Origin of the sequence: Galbibacter sp. PAP.153 (genome assembly GCF_037029175.1) — a bacterium.
In the GTDB taxonomy this organism is placed as follows: Bacteria; Bacteroidota; Bacteroidia; order Flavobacteriales; family Flavobacteriaceae; genus Galbibacter; species Galbibacter pacificus.
In genome coordinates this window covers 142437-157524 of record NZ_JAZEUN010000009.1, presented here as the reverse complement: position 1 = coordinate 157524, position 15088 = coordinate 142437, and the positions used below count along the sequence as shown (strand labels likewise).

The 15088-nt window shown below is 39.2% G+C and carries 17 protein-coding genes; 9 read left to right on the top strand and 8 right to left on the bottom strand.

Annotated elements, in window-relative coordinates; translation table 11 throughout:
* Positions 1 to 113 precede the first annotated feature (113 nt).
* The 4 genes from UXI14_RS07890 to UXI14_RS07875 are packed head-to-tail and all read left to right on the top strand — an operon-like array spanning position 114 to position 2046.
* On the top strand, positions 114 to 506 hold the full coding sequence (locus tag UXI14_RS07890) for a 2TM domain-containing protein (protein ID WP_335965672.1): 393 nt from the start codon (positions 114 to 116) through the stop codon (positions 504 to 506).
* A 3-nt stretch (positions 507 to 509) separates the two neighbouring features.
* Positions 510 to 998, top strand: coding sequence for a dihydrofolate reductase (locus UXI14_RS07885; RefSeq protein ID WP_335965671.1), 489 nt, complete (start codon positions 510 to 512; stop codon positions 996 to 998).
* Positions 999 to 1004: 6 nt separating this feature from the next.
* Entirely contained in the window at positions 1005 to 1856 is an 852-nt protein-coding gene (locus tag UXI14_RS07880) for a fructosamine kinase family protein (protein ID WP_335965670.1), read from the top strand.
* 7 nt (positions 1857 to 1863) lie between these two features.
* On the top strand, positions 1864 to 2046 hold the full coding sequence (locus UXI14_RS07875; protein WP_335965669.1) for a hypothetical protein: 183 nt from the start codon (positions 1864 to 1866) through the stop codon (positions 2044 to 2046).
* Here the strand turns inward: UXI14_RS07875 and murI are convergent.
* The 8 genes from murI to UXI14_RS07835 all read right to left on the bottom strand — a co-directional run bounded on the left by murI (position 2043) and on the right by UXI14_RS07835 (position 10114).
* A complete protein-coding gene (murI, locus tag UXI14_RS07870) occupies positions 2043 to 2831 on the bottom strand; it encodes a glutamate racemase (protein WP_335965668.1) in 789 nt (262 codons plus the stop codon). The two genes, UXI14_RS07875 and murI, sit on opposite strands and share 4 nt — an antisense overlap.
* A gap of 90 nt (positions 2832 to 2921) precedes the next feature.
* Entirely contained in the window at positions 2922 to 3431 is a 510-nt protein-coding gene (locus UXI14_RS07865) for an OmpH family outer membrane protein (RefSeq protein ID WP_277899622.1), read from the bottom strand.
* Between the two features lie 46 nt (positions 3432 to 3477).
* A complete protein-coding gene (locus UXI14_RS07860) occupies positions 3478 to 4296 on the bottom strand; it encodes an OmpH family outer membrane protein (protein WP_335965667.1) in 819 nt (272 codons plus the stop codon).
* Between the two features lie 106 nt (positions 4297 to 4402).
* Positions 4403 to 6943, bottom strand: coding sequence for an outer membrane protein assembly factor BamA (gene bamA, locus UXI14_RS07855; protein WP_335965675.1), 2541 nt, complete (start codon positions 6941 to 6943; stop codon positions 4403 to 4405).
* Between the two features lie 7 nt (positions 6944 to 6950).
* Positions 6951 to 7688 carry an isoprenyl transferase gene (locus tag UXI14_RS07850; protein ID WP_335965666.1) on the bottom strand — a complete coding sequence of 246 codons (738 nt, stop codon included), beginning with the start codon at positions 7686 to 7688 and terminating at the stop codon, positions 6951 to 6953.
* 6 nt (positions 7689 to 7694) lie between these two features.
* Positions 7695 to 8387, bottom strand: coding sequence for a DUF6089 family protein (locus tag UXI14_RS07845; RefSeq protein WP_335965665.1), 693 nt, complete (start codon positions 8385 to 8387; stop codon positions 7695 to 7697).
* A gap of 110 nt (positions 8388 to 8497) precedes the next feature.
* Complete coding sequence (locus UXI14_RS07840) at positions 8498 to 9382, bottom strand: NAD kinase (RefSeq protein ID WP_335965664.1); 885 nt, start codon at positions 9380 to 9382, stop codon at positions 8498 to 8500.
* Positions 9383 to 9457: 75 nt separating this feature from the next.
* Entirely contained in the window at positions 9458 to 10114 is a 657-nt protein-coding gene (locus UXI14_RS07835) for a CBS domain-containing protein (protein ID WP_335965663.1), read from the bottom strand.
* Between the two features lie 99 nt (positions 10115 to 10213).
* Here UXI14_RS07835 and UXI14_RS07830 point away from each other — a divergent pair, with 99 nt between their 5' ends.
* The 5 genes from UXI14_RS07830 (at position 10214) to UXI14_RS07810 (ending at position 15087) form a co-directional block, all read left to right on the top strand.
* The gene (locus UXI14_RS07830; protein ID WP_335965662.1) at positions 10214 to 10927 is read left to right on the top strand and encodes a pyridoxine 5'-phosphate synthase; all 714 of its coding nucleotides are present in this window, start codon (positions 10214 to 10216) and stop codon (positions 10925 to 10927) included.
* A 96-nt stretch (positions 10928 to 11023) separates the two neighbouring features.
* Positions 11024 to 11794, top strand: coding sequence for an alpha/beta fold hydrolase (locus tag UXI14_RS07825; protein WP_335965661.1), 771 nt, complete (start codon positions 11024 to 11026; stop codon positions 11792 to 11794).
* Between the two features lie 111 nt (positions 11795 to 11905).
* Entirely contained in the window at positions 11906 to 13150 is a 1245-nt protein-coding gene (locus UXI14_RS07820; RefSeq protein ID WP_335965660.1) for an OmpP1/FadL family transporter, read from the top strand.
* A 21-nt stretch (positions 13151 to 13171) separates the two neighbouring features.
* A complete protein-coding gene (locus UXI14_RS07815; RefSeq protein WP_335965659.1) occupies positions 13172 to 14653 on the top strand; it encodes a G-D-S-L family lipolytic protein in 1482 nt (493 codons plus the stop codon).
* A gap of 92 nt (positions 14654 to 14745) precedes the next feature.
* Complete coding sequence (locus UXI14_RS07810) at positions 14746 to 15087, top strand: phage holin family protein (protein ID WP_335965658.1); 342 nt, start codon at positions 14746 to 14748, stop codon at positions 15085 to 15087.
* Position 15088: the final 1 nt, after the last annotated feature.

Genomic DNA, 15088 nt, shown 5'->3' with positions numbered 1-15088 from the left:
ACGGCCCGAATGCAATGGAGGGAACGCCCCGTTTTTTATTAACTTGTAAACATCTGTTATTTTAATCTATACATTTGGTTTCATTTTGTAACTTTATATAAATTAAATGGGTTATGTTTTCAAAAAATAAAACTAAGGAGCTGAAAGAGATCGATCTCGACCAACATGAACTGATAGAGAATGCGCAATCGAGGATCAGGCAAAAAAGGCGACTGTATTACCATTTTGTGTTCTTCTTGTTCGGAAGCGTATTTATGATTATAATTAACAAGGTGCTTAAGTATGGCGACCAATACAATTGGTTTGTGTGGGGTATTACCTTATGGGCGTTTATCTTGCTAATACATTTTATAAATGTTTTTGTTACGAGCAAGTTTTTGGGGAAAGAATGGGAACGGGAACAACGCGAGAAATTAATTACCAAACAAAAGAACAGGATTGCTAAATTGCAACAAGAAGTAGAAAAGGAGTTCCCCATGGAGGAAAACCAAAAAAACACTTTATAGTTAATGGTTACAATTATTGCCGCGGCAGCGGAAAACAATGCGCTTGGAAAAGACAATGATCTGGTTTGGCATTTGCCAGATGATTTTAAAAGATTTAAAAAACTAACAACGGGGCATGCAATTATTATGGGGCGAAAAACTTTTGAGAGTTTCCCAAGTCCATTACCAAACAGAAAGCATATAATTGTTACCCGCCAAAAAGATTATAATGCCGGGGAGGACTGTATTGTGGTAAATGACATAAAAACCGCTTTGGAAATGGCAAAGGAGGACAGCCAACCTTTTATTATTGGCGGCGGGGAAATATACAAGCTGGGGCTACCCTTTACCGAAAAGATTGAACTGACACGGGTTCACGGCAAATTTGAAGCAGATGCTTTTTTTCCTGCAATAGATGAAAATGAATGGGAGCTTACTTCAAGTGAATTGCACCATAAGGACGAAAGGCACAACTATGCTTATACTTATTTAACCTATGTGAGAAAAAAGTGATTTGATTTGATCCCTGATGTTTTAAAAACCTATATTCAAGATTATTTAGATTCCGGTACACCGGTATATACTGCGCTTTCTGCCGGCGACATTAATGAGGTTTACAAAATATCCATCAACACAAATAATTATGTGGTTAAAATAAATTCTGCCGAAAAATTCCCGGAAATGTTTGAAAAAGAAGCTGCCGGGCTTAATGCATTAAGGGCCACAAATAGTATAAGGATTCCCAAAGTTATGGATTGCGCCAATGTTGGTGATTTTTCGTTTATTATGATGGAATATATTGAAACTGGCAGAAAAAAGGATGTTTTTTGGGTTGATTTTGGGCATAAGCTTGCCCATTTGCACAAAAATCCGGCTCCTTATTTTGGTTTTGTGAGCGATAATTATATTGGGAGTTTGCACCAACAAAACAACAAACAGATAAATGCGGTTGATTTTTACATTGAAGAACGTATAGAGCCCCAAATAAAACTTGCTGCCGAAAAAGGTTTTTCTTTTAAAAATATTGATTCTTTTTATACTAATTTGAAAAGCCTACTCCCAAATGAGGCCCCGTCCTTAATTCACGGAGACTTATGGAACGGGAATTACTTGGTGGACAAACACGGAAACCCATGCCTGATCGACCCTGCCGTTTGCTACGCTCCACGCGAAATGGATATTTCCATGATGCATCTGTTTGGTGGTTTTGACCAAATGCTTTTTAATGCATATCATGAAATATTTCCGCTTCAACCTAATTGGGAAGACCGATTGGAGCTTTGGCAACTATACTATTTATTGGTACATCTAAATATTTTTGGGGCAGGTTATTACCAAGGTACAAAGAGGATTGTTAATACATATAGCTGATTATATCATGGCAAAAAAATACAAAATTATAAGAAAAACCCATATGTACTCTACTGAAAAGTTGATGGTTTTGGTGGAAGAAGAATTAAAAAAGATAACGTCTGAAGGCTGGGAAGTAGTTAGCGTTTCTTTTTCTTTTTGCGGAATGTGGATTCCCGCTGCTTTTATTACCATTTGCAAAGAGGTTTAAAAATCTAAATGGCTTACTACTATTTTTTGCTTATAGTCTTTTAGCAAAGAAGCCAATACTTTTTCATCGGCATTGGAATGGAATATGTATGAAGCACCCATAGCGTGCGTATTCAATAATTGAAAATTCTCCAAGACCGTTTTGGTCTGTTTTGCTACGGCTTCTCCAGAGTCGATTATTGTGACCGATGTTGGCAAGATTTTTTTCAACTGCGGAATTAAATACGGGTAATGTGTACAGCCCAATACTAAATAATCGGCTTTTTCTTCCATCATTGGCCGTAGGTATTTTTGTAGCAACTGATGCATTTCTTTACTGTTCGCCATCCCGTTTTCAATAAGGGGGACCAATCCGTCGCCAAATTGTTCAATCACCTTTCGGTCTTTGGCATACAGGGCCGATGTTTTGGCAAACAAACCACTTGTTAATGTACCCCTTGTTGCCAATATACCAACAACCCCGGTCTTGGAATTTAATGCCGCTGGCTTTATGGCCGGTTCGATCCCTATAAATGGCACTTTATAATTTTTTCTTAAGTAATCTATTGCGTTTGTTGTTGCCGTGTTGCAAGCCACTACTATTGCCTTGCAATTTTGGGAAAGGAGGAATTCTGTGTTTTTAATGCTTAGCTGAAGGATTTCTTTTTGCGGCCGTTCCCCGTAGGGTGCATATTTGCTATCTGCCAGATAAATGGTGGATTCTCCCGGAAGCAAATGGTGGATTTCTTTCCAGATGGAGGTACCGCCAACACCTGAATCAAATATTCCTATAGGTTGTGAGTTCATATTAACCTGATTTCGGTTAGTATGTAAAAATAAAAAACTGCCTACATTTATGCAGGCAGTTTTTATGTATATTTTTATTTTATTTTCGGATTAAAATCCAAGTTCTTTTTTTACATCAGCCAATAAGTCTTTACCGTCGGCTAATATTACTCCAGACCCTGTTGAAGAATCCAATACATAATCGAAACCTTGTGCCCTACCAACTTTTTGGATAGCATCGTTGGCTTTTTGAAGGATTGGCTGCAATAATTCTCTTTCTTTTTTAGAAAGTTCCTGTTGTGCCTGTTGTTGCGCCTGCATGATACTCTGTTGCATTCCATCTACTTCCTGGGCTCTTTTTTGGTTTTCCTCCTGAGATTTGGTACCAGCTTCGTTTTTATAAAGTGTCATTTTGTTTTGAAGCTCTTGGTAGCTTGTTTTAATATCTGCCTGGTAATTTTCACCCAATTTCTGCAATTCAGCTTGCGCCGCTTTCATGGCTGGCATATCTTCGACCAATTTTTGAACATCGATATGCGCTATTTTACTTTGTGCATTAGCAAAACTCACTGATCCCACAACTAATACAACCGCAATTACTAATTTTTTAAACTGTTTCATGATTTTCTAAAATTTCTAAAAATGTGTTACTTGTTATTTAATTGATTTATTCTCCCTCTTCGTTTTCCGTAGCGTTTGAATTGTTATTTTCTTTTTTTAACTGTTCTCTTTCTTCTAATTTTGCCTTTTTTCTAGCTTCACGTTCTTCCAACATTTTTTGCCTTCTTTCTTCGTAGGCTTTTTTTCTGGCCTCGATTTCTTTAAGCTTTGCTTCCCTTCTTGCTTCAATTTCGGCGGCTCTGTCTTCTTTTTTCTGTTCGTAAGCTTCTTCTCTTGCTTTTAATTCAGGGTCTGGTTCTTCAAATTCTTCCAGTGCGCTGCTTTTTTCCTGCCTGTCGACTTTTTTCCGGGTAACGTTTATACTTCTCAATATTTGCTCGCTAATGTCGTAACGCTTATCGGAATACAACATAACAACATCCGCAGACTTATCAAAAACAAAATCGTATTTTTTATTGGCGGCAATTTCCTGTACAGCATCAAAAACTTGATCTTGAATTGGTTTTACCAACTGGCTGCGTTGCCTTACCAAATCTCCTTGTGGACCAAACCTGTCTTGTTGGTAATCCTTCATTTGACTTTCAAGCGCATCGATTTCTTCTTCTCTTTCCTGTATCAATTCCTTGGTTAAAAGCACTTTTTCAGCATTTAAATCGGCTCTCATTTTTGTTATTGTACTTTCTTGGTCTTCTACTTCAGATTTCCATTTTTGCACTTTATCGGCCAGCTGTTTATTTGCTGCCTGATACTCCTCTACATTTTGCAAAATGTAATCCATATCGACATAACCAATCCTAACACCTCTTTGGGCGCTTGCGGAAACGGTCATTATAGCCATCAATAATAAAAGAACATATGTTTTCATTACTTTATAGTTTTGTTTCTGTATACGAAGAAAACAAAAATTTCTTATTTTTCATATGTCATACCTTAATAATAACATATTTATCCATAGAAAATATCATGCCAAATTAAAACTGTTGACCAATAATAAAGTGTGTTTGCCATCCACTTGGCTCTATTTCTCCTGGAATTGGGTCGAATCCGTAACCAAAATCTATCCCCAATAAACCAAAGGCAGGCATAAATATACGCACCCCTACACCAGCCGACCTTTTAAGGTTAAAAGGATTATAGGTGTTAAAATTATCGTATGCCGACCCACCTTCGACAAAGGTAAGTCCGTAAATTGATGCCGTTGGCTTTAATGTGATGGGATATCTTAGTTCTAACGAGAATTTATTATATACCGTAGAACCATCCTGTCCAGACAGCGACTGATTTGGATACCCCCTTAGTGCGATGTTTTCCCTTCCGTCTAGCGTATAATTCCCTAAACCGTCTCCCCCAAGGAAAAACCGTTCGAAAGGAATTACCCCGCGATCGTCGTTATATGCACCTAGAAACCCAAATTCAACTCCTGTTTTAAGCACTAGTTTTGCCACAAGGTTGGTATACCAGTTCCCGCTGAATTTTACTTTATAAAACTCCAGCCATTTATATTTTTCCTGATCTATTTTTGCTTGATCGGGGACTACTTCATTTTGAGCATTGATAGTTTGGTATTCCGGATCGTCTCCTAGATTAGCATAATCAATATTATTGAACAATGAATAAGGCGGTGAAAGTTTTAAACTAATGTTCCACTCTGATCCCGCCATGGGAAATATTGGATTTACAGAAGTATTGTTTCTTGAAAGCGCAATGGTATATGCCAAGTTATTGGAATAACCGTTCCCGAAGGTAAACAATGATGTATAATAATTTTGAAGGTTGTAATGCTGGAAGCTCAATGCGTGCGATAGTTGGAAGTAATCATCCGGCCATTGCAGTCTTTTTGCCAAACCAACGGTTGCTCCAGTTATTACAAAACGGGCATCTTTATCGGCATCTCCAGTTCTTGGGTTATACCTAAATTGAAGCGTCCTGGAAATTGATGTTGAGAACTGCACTGGCTTCCTGCCGCCCAACCATGGTTCCATAAAGGAAAAACTATATGTTTGGAAATACCTACTGGCCTGTAAACGCAATGACAAACGTTGGCCGTCTCCCATTGGCACTGGCTTGTATGCCTCTCCTTTTAATATATTTCTAATTGAAAAGTTATTAAACGAAAGGCCCAAGGTACCAATAAAACCGCCACCGCCATAGCCTCCTTGAAGTTCGATCTGGCTGGAGCCTTTTTCTACCACTCCATAATCTATGCCTACAGTTCCTGCTTCGGGGTTCGCATCTTTAATTTGCGGATTTATACTTTCGGGATCGAAATATCCTAATTGTCCAAGTTCACGAATGGTCCTTACCACATTGTCTTTAGAGTACAATTGCCCTGGTTTTGTGCGCAATTGCCTGTAGATAACATGGTCATTGGTTTTATCGTTCCCGGAAACCGTTACATTTTCAAAATATGCCAATTTCCCTTCTATAATCCTAATCTCGAAATCTATAGTGTCGTTTTTTGCCGAAACTTCAACCGGGTTAATCTGCGAGAAAAGGTAGCCATTATTTTGATATTGGTTTGTAATATCCCTTCCGTCGGGTTTTGTATTGTCGGCTATGCGTTTATCGAACAGCACCCCGTTGTATACATCTCCTTTTTTAAGACCGAGTATCCTTCCTAAGAATTCATCGGAATATGCGGTGTTCCCAACAAAATCTATATCACCAAAATAATACCTTTCGCCTTCCTGTAATTTAATATTGATATCTAAGGTGTTGTCGTCGTTAAATATTATCGAATCGGAAGTAATGCGTGCATCACGATAACCGTTCTCTTTGTATTTATCTACAATAGAAGTAAGATCGGTTTTAAAGTCTTCTGGGATAAATTTTGATTTTTTCCAGAAGCGGCCAAAGAATTTTTCTTTGGTGTTCTTCATTGCCTTTTTAAGCTTGTTATCGCTTAATTTTTCATTTCCTTCAAAAACAATGTCCTTCACCTTAACCTTTTCCCCACGGTCTATTGCCACTACCATTCTAACCGCATTGGTTTCAGTAGTATCTGGGATGGTATTGATATTTACCTTGGTATTGTAATACCCTTCTTTTTTGTACTTGTTCAGCAAGTAATTTTTTGTATTGGCAATAAAACCTTCAGTTACTTTTTTTCCTTTTTTAAGGTCGGCATCTTTAACGATATCTTCTACCTTTTTCTTTTTAATTCCGGTTACCTTGACATCTGAAAGTGTAGGAAGTTCTGTAACGTTAAGCTCTAAAAATATTTTATTCCCTTCTACTTTGGTTTTGTATATATTAATGTCGCTAAAGAGGTTAAGGCCCCATAATTTGCTTATTACCTTGCTTATTTGTTCGCCGGGAACGGTAATTTCCTGTCCGTTCCTCAAACCGGTATATGTAATTACGGTCTGTTTGTTAAAACTCTTTACGCCAGTTACCTCAATACCGCCAAGGATGTATTTTTTTCCCTTATCGATAGTAGTTTCCTGAGCAGTGGCATATTTAGTAAAGGTTAAAAGTAATAATATGAATACACCTAAATATCGTTTCCACATGATATTTTTAGTTAAGTTGTTCGCTTGTCTTTCCAAATCTACGTTCTCTGTTTTGATAGTTTATTATTGCTTCCCACAAATGCTCCTTGGTAAAATCGGGCCATAGCGTTTTAGTGAAATACAACTCAGCATAGGCGATCTGCCAAAGCAAAAAATTACTTATTCTATGCTCTCCACTTGTCCTGATAAGTAGGTCTACATCGGGCAAATCATGCGTGTAAAGATGATTATTTATTATTGATTCGTCAATAGAATCGATAGAAATTATATTATTTTTAACTTTAGTACATAGCTCAATTACAGCATTTTTAAGCTCTTCCCTGCTCCCGTAGCTCAATGCTATAGTGAGCGTCATATGGGTGTTCTGCTTGGTTTTTTCAATTACTTCGAGAAGTTCTTTTCGTGCTGTTTCGGGAAGGGCCTCTATGGTGCCTATAATTTTAAGCCTGATGTTATTTTCTACTAAAGTGTGTAGTTCTTTTCTTAGTGAAGATACCAGAAGTTTCATAAGAGTATCTACTTCCATCTTTGGGCGGTTCCAGTTTTCGGTCGAAAAAGCATAGAGCGTTAAGTTTTTAACCCCTATTTCTGCGCAGCCTTCAACGACTTCCTTTACGGCTTTTGCCCCATTTTCATGACCAAAAACCCTAAGTTTTCCTTTTTGTTTTGCCCATCTTCCGTTACCATCCATGATAACGGCTATATGTTCGGGTAGGTTATTCTTATTAATTAATTCTTCACTCATTACTCATTAATCAAAACAGCTGTAACATGGTCTTTTTCCAAAGGTATACGTTAAGGTAATGCCAGAAAAAACGTACCAGTCGTCGCTAAAGATATTTCCAAACTTCAAATCGTCATTATTAGCCAACAGCGTGTTAGGGTTACTGCCATCTATGTTATCGGTAAAAGTGTAACGCACTCCAATTTCGGCTGCCAAAACGAAGCGTGTGTTTATTTTACCTTTAACCCCTATTGCCATAGGGATTGCAAATGTAGTTTTATTTCCAGATACTTGGGCATTATTATTTACATAATATAATTCATCATGCAAAAAAACAGATACCCCACCATATAAATAAGGTGTAACCGATCGTGAAAACTCACTTAAATCGAATTCTAAAAAGTTAAACTCCATCCCCAGCGAGCCTTCCAAGATACCGTTGGAAAAACTATAGTCGCGTTGTTGCCTGGCAGAATTGTCAGAATCTTTATCGGCCGCGTGTATTGTAGAAAATGTAAAAGAAGCCCGATATGCATATCTTTGGCTAATATTCCATTTAAACAACCCTCCGGCCGCAAAGCTATTAGGCTTAATGTACCAAGAAGACCCTACGTCTCCTATGTAATTACTGCCCCCTACAAAGGCACCTACCTCAAACATTTGAGCATAAGTTGCACTTGTGGTTAACATAATCGCTATGGCTAAGATTCTAAAATTCATACCTTTCAAAGTTTGCAAATATATACATTATGATATTTTATAAGTAATATCATTGTAATGAATGTGCTAGTAAAAACAATTTTTGTGTGAATTTATTGTTTTCATGGGGTTTAATTACGCCTATCTTCCCCCCATAAAAGTTTCTTTCGGAGCGTTTTAAGAAAACTCTCTCCTTTAAGGTCTACCAATTTAATGGTAAACGGGGCTCTTTCTATTATTATTTCTGTTTCGTTGTTAAGCGTTGCAATACGGGAATCTAGCGAGACCAAAAAATTGTCCTCTCTCCCGGTTACCTTTAATTTAATTTTTGTTTTATCGGGAATAACAAGCGGGCGTGCATTTAAATTGTGGGGCGCTATTGGCGTTAACACAAAGGCATCGGTACTTGGCGCAATTACGGGGCCGTTGCAGCTTAACGAGTAACCGGTAGAACCCGTTGGCGTTGCAACAATAAGCCCATCTGCCCAATAAGATGTTAAGTACTCCCCGTCGAGCCATGTTGCAATGGTAATCATGGAGGTTGTGTTTTTGCGGCTTACTGCAATTTCATTAAGCGCAAAATTAACTTCGGTCTGGTCTTCCATTGGTGTATTGGTAGTTATTTGCAGCAAGGCCCTTTTTTTTACTTCAAAGCCATTTTGCATAACTTCCTCTATTGCTTTTTGTATGTTTTCTTTTTGTACTGTGGCCAGAAAACCCAACCTACCCGTATTTATTCCTAAAATCGGGATATCCAAATCCCTGACAAACAACACGGTGCGGAGCATGGTCCCATCTCCGCCAAGGCTTAAAAAAAGGTCGAAGGAATTGTCGAGGTCTTCAAAAGAGGCAAAAGTTCTATAGTTTGTGGTTATCCCTAACGATTCTTTTATTTGGTCAAGATAGCCCGCTTCCAGAAAAACTTCGGCCTTGTTTACCTGTAGCACCTCTAACAAATTAAGTATGTACTCTTCTGAATCTTCTTTGTAATATTGACCGTAAATACCGACTTTCATAGGTTTTAACAATTTTTCTTAATCAACTTCCCGGGCTTTTCAATAGCTGAGAAGCTAAACGCTCTAGCGAGCGGGTTAAATTTTTAAAAACTTGTTTAAATAATCAGAACGTGCCTTTAGGCCTTCAATATAAGAATCTTCTTCATTTCCGGAAACAATATTATAATTATAGCGCCTGAAAGTTTGAATGATGTTATTAAGGCCGATATTCCCTATTTTCATGGTGATTTGGGTTACATCTTCTTCGTCGTTGGAGATAAAGGCGCCCAATAGCTTTCCATCGTTACTTTCAACAATTTGGGATATTTCACTAAACGAATAATCTGTATGCCCCTTTTCTACGATTAAAATTCCGCCGGGCTCATTTAAAAACGGCGTTTCTTTAAACAAGCTCATAATATCAATCAGTTCGTAATATCCAACATAAATACTGTTTTCGTCCAAAATAGGCAAAATATTAGAGTTGAATTTTGCAAAGGCTTCCAAAACGTCCAGCCAGTTGGTACTTTTTTGCACATAAAAAAGGTCGAGCGCATAGAGATAATCGCTTATTTTTTTATCTGGGTCGAACCCCTGTACATCATCTTCAGAAATATTCCCCAAAAGCCTATTGTCTTCCACTACCGGGATGTGTGTGTTGGTGCAATTAGAAAACATCCCGCGTACCATTTTCACAGGGTAATTGGGCAACAATGGCAGCACATCGTTATTTATATAAGAATGTATGTTCATAACAAGCTTATTTCTTTGGCAAATTAATCAATTTCTAGCACAAAAATGCAGCCTTTAGTTTGTATTTTTGCCTTGAAATGTATTTTGAATTTTTATTTTATGACAAAGTTAAGCGTTAACATAAATAAAATTGCCACTTTAAGGAATTCCAGGGGAGGCAATGTGCCCGATTTATTAAAAACCGCAAAGGACATTCAGGATTTCGGGGGCGAGGGCATTACCATACACCCAAGGCCAGACGAACGCCATATCCGCTATCAAGATGCACGGGACTTGCCTGCGGTGGTTTATACCGAATTTAATATTGAAGGAAACCCCATAAAAAGTTTTATCGACCTTGTTTTGGAGGTAAAGCCCACACAGGTAACCTTGGTACCCGATGCCGAAGACGCCATTACTTCCAATGCCGGCTGGGACACCATAAAACACAAAGATTTTTTGGTTGATGTTATTGCTGAATTTAAGGCGAACGGCATCCGAACCTCCATTTTTGTAGATCCCGTCGCCAAAATGGTCGAAGGTGCGGCCAAAACGGGCACAGACCGTATAGAACTCTATACCGAGGCCTATGCAAGTGCTTTTGCAAAGGGAGACAAAAACGGCATAAATCCTTATATAGAAGCCGCCAAAATGGCCAGCGAGGCCAAATTGGGCATAAATGCCGGGCACGACCTCAACCTTGAAAACACAGCTTATTTCAAACAGAACATCCCAAATTTATTGGAGGTCTCCATTGGCCATGCCCTTATTGCAGAGTCGCTTTACCTAGGGCTGGAAAATGTAGTACAAATGTATTTGCAAAGGCTGAAATAGTTTTTTTATTAAAAGAGGTGACGCAATACCGAAACCGCAAAAAGGCATCGCTTTTATCTTTTCAACGTTACAAACTTTAAATTTTCTACTGAAAAAATGCGAACATTAAAATCTAAAATCATAGGAAAAGGAAAACCATTGTTAATACTTCATGGTTTTTTGGGAATGTCCGACAACTGGAAAACGCTGGGCACCAAATATGCCGAAGCCGGCTTTGAGGTTCATTTGATAGATTTGAGAAATCACGGCAGGAGTTTTCATTCAGAAGATTTTTCATACGAGGTCATGGTTGACGACATTCTAAACTATTGCGACCTGAACAACTTGGAAGACATTAACATTATTGGCCATTCCATGGGCGGAAAGGTTGCCATGCTCTTGGCGGTTACACAGCCCGAATTGATAAAAAGGCTTTTGGTTGCAGATATTGCCCCTAAATATTACCCGCCGCACCATCAAGATATATTAAACGGCCTCAATGCACTTGATTTTGATAAAATAACATCCAGGACCGAAGCCGACGAACAATTGTCCGATTATATTTCCGACTGGGGAACGCGCCAATTCTTACTTAAAAACCTGTATTGGAAAACAAAAGAAACCCTAGCTTTTAGGTTTAACCTGTCCGTTTTAAGCAATGCCCAGGAAGAAATTGGAGAGCCCCTGCCCTCTCAAAAATCTTTTAACGGCAAAACACTGTTCCTGCGGGGCTCCAAATCTGAATATATTTCTCCGAACGATACCGATATTATCCACACCCATTTCCCAAATGCTAAAATAGAAACCGTGGAAAATGCCGGGCATTGGCTACATGCAGAAAACCCAAAACAGTTTTTCGAAAAATCCCTTCATTTTCTAAGTAGATAAATGTTAATTTTTTATCGAATTTGAAATATCAATGCCCTAAAAATTGGATATAATTAATATTGTCTTAATTTTGAAATGCTAATATTCACACATTTATAAATTATTAATTCTATGAAAAAACTTACGCTACTGGCTATGGTGTTGCTAATTAGTGCCATTTCTTATGCCGGAGGTTACCGTATTGCGCTTCAGGGACAAAAACAGCTTGCCATGGGACATACCGGGGTTGCTGTTATTAATTCTTCAGAGTTGGTTTTCTTCAATCCGGCCGGACTTACGTATCTGGATAAAAAATTTACGGTTAGCTTAGGGGCAAATGCCGTTTTTGCAAATATCAGTTTTCAAAACGAACAATACGGCTGGCATACAGAAGACAACAATTCCGTTTCCACTCCATTCAACGTCTATGCAGCATACAAAATAAACGATTGGGCAAGCGTTGGCCTTGGTGTTTACACACCTTACGGAAGTAGCGTGGAATACCCAACCGATTGGGAAGGCTCGCACTTGATTAACGATATTAGCCTTTCGGCAATATTTTTTCAGCCTACTTTGTCAATTAAATTACACGATAAATTAAGTATTGGTGGTGGGCCTATTTTTGCAACCGGAAGTGTTAATTTCAACAGAAATATAGACCGTAGCACTACAGATGTGAACGGAAACAGGTCGAATGTCACTATCGATGACAGCGGCATTACAGCATGGGGCTACAATATTGGCATGATGTTCAGGCCTACCGAAAAGTTTACCCTTGGTGTGGATTACCGCTCCAAAATAGACATGAACGCCGAGGATGGCGATGCCGATTTTCAAAATTTGCCTTCTGCGGTCGCCGGGCAATACCAAGGCGTAGCTTTTGACGCTTCATTGCCCTTGCCTGCCGAACTTTCGGTAGGTGCTTCGTATACCATTAACGAAAAATGGCTTGTAGCTTTTGACTATAACAGGGTATACTGGAATGCCTACCAGGCACTGGACGTTATATTCAGCAACGGAACAGAATCCTTAAACCCAAGAAACTACAAAAATTCATCGGTATATCGTTTAGGGGTTCAGTACAAAGCAACGCCGCGCTTTATATTAAGAGGCGGATATTACTTTGACGAATCTCCGGTACGATCTGGGTATTTTGCACCCGAAACGCCACGAAACGACTCCAATAATTTTACAGGCGGGTTTACATTTAAAATCAGTGATCGTTTTGCATTGGATGCTTCTTTCTTATATGTTCATTTTGATGAAGTAGACGAATCGTACAATTATTATCAGGAAGACGGACAAAATGTACCGTTTGGAGGCACCTACAAGAACAATGCATTTGTGCCAGGCCTGGGAATCACTTATGGATTTTAACACATGTTAACACTAAATGAAATGAAAAAACTATTATATATTTCTCTAGCAGCAATAACCTTTACTGCTTGCCAACCAGAATTTAACGACCCCGTTAACGAACAAGGTTTTTACACCAATGGCGATGCCGATTTTTCCAATTATGTTTCCGTGGGTAATTCCTTAACTGCCGGTTTTGCCGATAATGCACTTTACCTAAAAGCGCAACAAAACTCCTACCCCGCAATTATGGCCGGACAATTTGGGTTGGCCGGAGGGGGCGACTTTATACAGCCGTTGGTTGATGATAATTTAGGCGGATTGCTAAACGGAGGCCAAGTAATTAGCGGAACCCGGTTGGTATTGCAGATCGATGCCGAAGGCAACAGGGCTCCCGTTTCTCTTGAGGGGACCCCAACAACCGATATTACCAACCATCTAGACGGTCCTTTTAACAATATGGGGATGCCGGGCGCCAAAAGTTTCCATTTGCTCGCACCTGGTTACGGGAATATTGCAGGAGTAGAGAATAGAAGCGCCAATCCTTACTTTGTCCGTATAGCATCGTCAACAGATGCAACGGTTATTGGGGATGCCGTAGCGCAAGATCCAACTTTCTTTTCTCTTTGGATAGGAAGCAACGACATTTTAAGCTATGCTTCCCAAGGGGGTGACGGGGAAGACCAAACCGGCAACACAGACCCAACAACATATGGTTATAACGATATTACCGACCCAAATGTATTCGCAAGTGTGTATAACGAAGAACTTAAAGCCTTAACAAGCACAGGCGCCAAAGGTGTCGTGGCAAACGTTCCCGAAGTTACTTCTATTGCCTATTTTACAACCGTTCCCTATAATGCCATTCCTCTGGATGCGCAAACAGCCGAAGCACTAAACCAAGCCTATGCACCATACAATGCAGGCCTACAGCAAGTACAGGCTATCGGGTTGATTACTGCCGAAGAAGCCGCACAGCGCACCATACAGTTTAGTGCTGGGCAAAACCCGGTCGTGTTGTTGGACGAGGACCTAACCGACCTTACCACTGTTAACCCTGCGTTGACCAATATGAGGCAAGCAACAGAAGAAGACTTAATCCCGTTACCGGTTTCTTCGGTTTTAGGCACTTTGGCAGATCCCGACAACCCACAATCTGTAATTGGAGTTGGTGTTCCTTTAAACGACACCCAAGTGCTAACCATAACGGAACAAACACATGTTTCTACAGCGCAAGCTGCATATAACACCACCATTAAAGCGTTGGCAGACCAATACGACCTTGCTTTTGTGGATGTAAACGCAATTTTAAAGCAACTCGCCAATGGCGGTGTACCTTTTGATGGCGGGACCATAACAGCCGATTTTGGTACCGGTGGTGCATTTTCGCTAGATGGCGTGCATTTAACGCAACGTGGTTATGCAGTAGTTGCCAATGCATTTATTGATGCCATCAATAAAAAATACAATGCAACGGTTCCAAAAGTAAACCCCGGCAATTACCCCACTATTTTTGTCAAGTAAAACAACATAGCTAGAACATTTAAAAAGCGCCTACTGTTAAAATAGGCGCTTTTTTTATATCTTTAATAAATCAACCAAAATAATTTTAAGCCATGAAGTTTATAATCAAAATTCTGTTAACCGCAATCTCGGTGGTTATCCTTGCAAAAATACTTCCCGGAGTTGGCGTAGAAAGCTACTGGACCGCCATAATAGTTGCCGTGGTACTGGCCATTTTAAATTTTATAGTAAAACCTATCTTGGTTATATTGACCCTGCCCGTTACCATTATAACACTGGGCCTGTTTTTACTTATCATCAATGCCGTCATTATTTTACTGGCCGATTATTTTGTAGGAGGATTTTCGGTAGTAAATATATGGTGGGCGTTACTATTTAGTTTATTGCTATCCATTTTACAATCTATTTTTGAGTCGCTGATTTCTTCAGAATAAG